Genomic DNA, 5,052 nt, shown 5'->3' with positions numbered 1-5,052 from the left:
CAAGGCCATTCGCGGCGTCTGCCGCCAGTTCGTTTTGCTCTGCCAGCAGTTGGGGTTGTTTGGCGAAAACTTGGTTGCCATCGACGGCAGCAAATTCAAGGCAGTGAACAACCGTGACCGCAATTTCACCAGCGCCAAACTGAAGCGGCGTATGGAAGAAATCGAGGCGAGCATCAGCCGTTATTTGGCWGCGCTCGATGCGGCTGATCGACAGATTCCTAGCGCCTCCGCGCCAGACACTGCCAGCCTGGAAGATAAAATCGCCAAGCTCAAAGCGCAGATGAAAGAGCTTCAGGGGATTGAAATGTTGGCGCTGATGGAAAATTGACCCACCCTGCCGATTGAAATTTGACCCAGGGCGGATTGCTGATTTTGTTACCAGCAACTGTGGATAAGTCTACCAGCGCAGCTGCTGTTGCCCCCACTCCTTCGCTAGCCCAGTTCAGTTGTTTAAGACCTGCCACACGCAGCCATGTAGCAGGCCGTCGTCGCCATGAAATCAGAACGGCTCATCGTCCTCCGGTTCTTGGCCGCCCTTACGCTTTCGCTCCCGTGATTTGATCTTGGCCTGGGCCGCCAAGCTACTGTGTTGCAGGCGATAGGACTCGTTACCGGTTTCGACGATGTGGCAGTGGTGGGTCAGCCGATCCAGCAGGGCGGTGGTCATCTTGGCGTCGCCGAACACGCTCGACCATTCGGCGAAGCTCAGGTTGGTGGTGATCACCACGCTGGTGTGTTCGTACAGCTTGGACAGCAGGTGAAACAGCAACGCACCGCCAGCCTGGCTGAACGGCAGATAACCCAGTTCGTCGAGGATGACCAGATCCATGCGCAGCAGTGCCTGGGCGATCCGCCCGGCTTTGCCGTCGTGTTTTTCGCGCTCCAGCAGATTGACCAGATCGACCGTGGAGTAGAAGCGCACGCGCTTACTGCGGATTCCACGCTGACTCGGACACCCATTCCACGCACATCCGGACAGTGATTCCACGCTGATCCGGACACTCACTCCACGAGCATCCGGACACCGATTCCACGGCCATCCGGACACTTTTCAGGCAGGCAGCTACGCAGGATTTATTCACTACCATCGACCTCTTTTTCGAAGCGAAGAGGTCGTCGTGGAGCGTTTATCCATGCGTAAAATCCGAGAGGTGTTGCGCCTCAAGTTCGACTGCGGCCTGTCCGTGCGCAAGATCGCCCGCAGCCTGGGTACTGGCCACAGCAGTGCCGGTGATTACCTCTGTCGTTTTGCCGCCAGCGGTCTCAGTTGGCCCTGTTCGTTGTCCGATGCCGAATTGGAGCAGCAACTGTTCCCGCCGGCCCCGGCGGTTGCCAGTGAGAAGCGGCCTTTACCCGATTGGGCATGGGTGCATGCCGAACTGCGCCGCCCCGGGGTGACCCTGGCGCTGCTCTGGCAGGAGTACCGCCTGAGCCAGCCGCAGGGCTTTCAGTACAGCTGGTTCTGTGAGCACTACCGGGCCTGGCAGGGCAAGCTGGACGTGGTGATGCGTCAGGAGCACCGCGTCGGCGAGAAGCTGTTCGTCGACTATGCCGGCCAGACGGTGCCGGTTATCGACCGCCACAGCGGCGAGATCCGCCAGGCGCAGGTGTTCGTCGCGGTGCTTGGCGCGTCCAGCTACACCTTCGCCGAAGCCACCTGGTCGCAGCAGCTGCCGGACTGGCTAGGCTCGCATACCCGTTGCTTCGCCTTCCTCGGCGGCGTGCCGGAGATCGTGGTGCCGGACAACCTGCGCAGCGCGGTGAGCAAGGCCCATCGTTACGAGCCGGACATCAACCCCAGCTACCGCGACCTTGCCGAGCACTACGGAGTGGCGGTGGTGCCGGCGCGGGCGCGTAAGCCGCGCGACAAAGCCAAGGCCGAAGTCGGCGTGCAGGTGGTCGAGCGTTGGATCCTCGCCGCCCTGCGCAACCGCCAGTTCTTCTCCCTGGATGAACTCAACAGCGCTATCGCCGGGCTGCTGGAGCGGCTCAATCGCCGCCCGTTTCGCAGGCTACCGGGCTCCCGGCACTCGGCCTTCGAGGCTCTGGATCGTCCGGCGCTGCGCCCATTACCGGAGCAACCCTACGTCTATGCCGAGTGGAAGAAGGCGCGGGTGCACATCGACTACCACGTCGAGGTCGATGGGCATTACTACTCGGTGCCGTATCAACTGGTGAAGAAGCAGCTGGAGGTGCGCCTGACGGCGCGCACCGTCGAGTGTTTCCACGCCAACCAGCGAGTGGCCAGCCACCTGCGCTCAATGCACAAGGGCAGGCACAGCACGCAGGCCGAGCACATGCCCAAGAGCCATCGCGAGCATGCCGAGTGGACGCCGCAACGGCTGATCCGCTGGGCCGAGCAGACCGGGCCGAGCACCGCCGGCGTGATCCGGCACATCCTCGAACGGCGCATCCATCCGCAGCAGGGCTACCGGGCCTGCCTGGGCATCCTGCGCCTGGGCAAGACCCATGGCGAAGTGCGCTTGGAGTTGGCCTGCCGTCGCGCCATCAGCCTCGGTGCGTGCAGTTACAAGAGCCTCGAATCGATCCTGCGCCAGGGGCTGGAAAACCTGCCGCTGGCCCAGCAGCACCTGCCCCTGCTGCCGGACGACCACGCCAACCTGCGCGGCCCCGGCTACTACCACTGAACACAAGGAAACTCACCATGCTGCCCCATCCGACCCTGGACAAGCTGCAAACCCTGCGCCTGCACGGCATGCTCAAGGCGCTGAATGAACAACTGAAAACCCCGGAAATCGACAGCCTGAGCTTCGAGGAACGCCTCGGCCTGCTGGTCGACCGCGAGCTGACCGAACGCGATGACAAGCGCCTGAGCAGCCGCCTGCGCCAGGCCCGGCTCAAGCACAACGCCTGCCTCGAAGACATCGACTACCGTAGCCCGCGCGGACTGGATAAGGCGCTGATCCTGCAACTGAGCAGTGGCCAGTGGCTGCGCGACGGCCTCAACCTGATCATCGGCGGCCCCACCGGTGTCGGTAAAACCTGGCTGGCCTGCGCCCTGGCCCACCAGGCCTGCCGAGAGGGCTACAGCGTGCGCTATCTGCGCCTGCCACGTTTGCTGGAAGAACTGGGTCTGGCCCATGGCGACGGCCGCTTCGCCAAGCTGATGAGCAGCTACGCCAAGACCGACCTGCTGATCCTCGACGACTGGGGCCTAGCCCCGTTCACCGCCGAACAGCGGCGCGACATGCTGGAGCTACTGGACGACCGCTACGGCCAGCGCTCGACCATCGTTACCAGCCAGATGCCGGTGGACAACTGGCACGAGCTGATCGGCGACCCGACCCTGGCCGACGCCATCCTCGACCGCCTGGTGCACAACGCTTATCGGATCAATCTGAAGGGTGAATCAATGCGCAAACGGACGCAGAAATTGACGACGCCGGGCACCTCAGACTAACAATGCCACCCCTGCGTCGCTGCGCTCCGACTGCCTGTCCGAATGATCGTGGAACAGGTGTCCGGATCAGCGTGGGCTGAGTGTCCGAATGGCGTGGAATCCGCACGCTTACCGTGCCGGGTGATGCCGGACACGGCCAGCGCGGTGGCTAGGTGGGTTTTACCGGTGCCTGGCCCACCGATCAGCACCACGTTCTGCGCGGTGTCGGTAAAGGCCAGGCTGGCCAGCTCGCTGATCAGGCGTGCGTCGGCGCTAGAGGCGTTGAAATCGAAGCTGGCCAGATCGCGGTGCATCGGCAGCTTGGCCATGTTCATCTGGTGGCTCACCGAGCGCATGGCGCGATCTGTGTGCTCTTGTTCCAGCAGGTGTTCGAGCAGCCACTTGGACGAGGCTGTGTTCGACTCACCCTGTGCAGTTAACTCCGCCCAGGCCGTGGCCATGCCGTGCAGGCGCAGCTCCTTGAGTTCCGCCATCAAATCACGCATGACCGACCTCCTCGGCCTGGCCACGCAGGCGGTCGTAGCGCGCCGTGTTAGCGACGGGGGCTTCCTTGAGCGACAAGTGGGTTTCGACGCTGGGTGGTGGTTCGGATGCTGTCAGCCGTGCCACGACATTGAGGATGTGTTCGGCGCTCAGGCTGCCGCTCTCCAGTACCAGCTCAACGGCTACCAGCACGGCATCGAGTCCGGCGACCGGTACGGCAGCCAGGACTTGCGCCATGATCCGGTCACCGCCGGCATGACGCCCCAGACCGTGCTTAAGCTGACGCAGCGGCGCTGGCAGATCAGTAAAGGGCGCTCCGTTGCGCAGCGCGCCGGGCTTGCGCTCAATCAGCGGGATGTAGTGCTGCCAGTCGTAGCTGACCTGTTCGCGATCCAGCAAGCGCGCATGGCTGGCAATCAGCGCATCATCGGCCACCACCTCGATGCGGGTCGGATACAAACGGCTGCTGACCCACTTACCCGCGTACTCACACGGCACCGAGTAACGGTTGCGCCCGACACTGACCAGGCAGGTGCTGGAGACCCGCGCAGGCCGCTCGACGTAACCGTCGAAGGCCGCGGGCATAGGCATCAGTTCGGCGCGCTCCAACTCCAGTACCTCGGCCACACTGAGCCCGCTGTATTGAGGGTGCGTCAGCTCGTTCCAAAGCGCGCGGCAGCGCTGGCCCAGCCAGGCATTGAGTTCCTCGAAGGAGTGAAACTGGCAGTCCTGGGCGTCTAGCCAGATACGCCTGCGGCTGTCTTGCACGTTCTTTTCAACGATGCCCTTTTCCCAACCAGCGGCGACGTTGCAGAAGTCCGGATCGAACAGGTAATGCGCACACATCACCGCAAAGCGCGCATTCACCGCCCGGCCTTTGCCCTTATTGACCTTGTCGACGGCGGTCTTCATGTTGTCGTAGATGCCCCGGCGCGGCACGCCGCCCAAGGAGCCGAACGAGCGTGTATGGGCGTCAAATAACATCTCATGGCCCTGGCTCGGATACGCCACAAGCCAGAACGCACGGCTGGCACACAGCTTCAGATGTGCCACCTGCATACGCCGGTAAATGCCGCCGACCAGCAAGCCTTCCTCGCTCCAGTCAAACTGAAACGCCTCGCCAAGAGCAAAGGTCAGCGGCACAAAGG

3 protein-coding genes and 3 pseudogenes are annotated in these 5,052 nt (G+C 62.9%); 3 read left to right on the top strand and 3 right to left on the bottom strand.

What is annotated here, in order from left to right; translation table 11 throughout:
* A pseudogene (locus SOP97_RS20155) lies at nt 1-307 on the top strand (IS5/IS1182 family transposase); the annotation flags it as partial.
* 192 nt (nt 308-499) lie between these two features.
* Here the strand turns inward: SOP97_RS20155 and istB (SOP97_RS20150) are convergent.
* Nucleotides 500-931 (bottom strand): annotated as a pseudogene (gene istB / locus SOP97_RS20150) (IS21-like element ISPst3 family helper ATPase IstB); the annotation flags it as partial.
* A 202-nt stretch (nt 932-1,133) separates the two neighbouring features.
* Here istB (SOP97_RS20150) and istA (SOP97_RS20145) point away from each other — a divergent pair.
* Together istA (SOP97_RS20145) and istB (SOP97_RS20140) are read left to right on the top strand one after the other, a co-directional pair.
* On the top strand, nt 1,134-2,648 hold the full coding sequence (istA, locus tag SOP97_RS20145) for an IS21 family transposase (RefSeq protein ID WP_115287888.1): 1,515 nt from the start codon (nt 1,134-1,136) through the stop codon (nt 2,646-2,648).
* A 17-nt stretch (nt 2,649-2,665) separates the two neighbouring features.
* On the top strand, nt 2,666-3,421 hold the full coding sequence (gene istB, locus SOP97_RS20140) for an IS21-like element ISPpu7 family helper ATPase IstB (RefSeq protein WP_010454877.1): 756 nt from the start codon (nt 2,666-2,668) through the stop codon (nt 3,419-3,421).
* Nucleotides 3,422-3,525: 104 nt separating this feature from the next.
* On the opposite strand, the pseudogene istB (SOP97_RS20135) reads toward istB (SOP97_RS20140), so the two are convergent.
* Together istB (SOP97_RS20135) and istA (SOP97_RS20130) are read right to left on the bottom strand one after the other, a co-directional pair.
* Nucleotides 3,526-3,906, bottom strand: a pseudogene (gene istB / locus SOP97_RS20135) (IS21-like element ISPst3 family helper ATPase IstB); the annotation flags it as partial.
* Nucleotides 3,899-5,052 (bottom strand): IS21 family transposase (gene istA, locus SOP97_RS20130; RefSeq protein WP_322950600.1); only part of this gene is annotated, 1,154 nt, incomplete at its 5' end. The gene istA (SOP97_RS20130) and the pseudogene istB (SOP97_RS20135), both read right to left, overlap by 8 nt.

Origin of the sequence: Pseudomonas spirodelae (assembly GCF_034653255.1) — a bacterium.
Lineage (GTDB): Bacteria > Pseudomonadota > Gammaproteobacteria > Pseudomonadales > Pseudomonadaceae > Aquipseudomonas > Aquipseudomonas spirodelae.
Note: the sequence above shows the minus strand (reverse complement) of the source record. Positions and strands in the feature narration are given on the sequence as shown.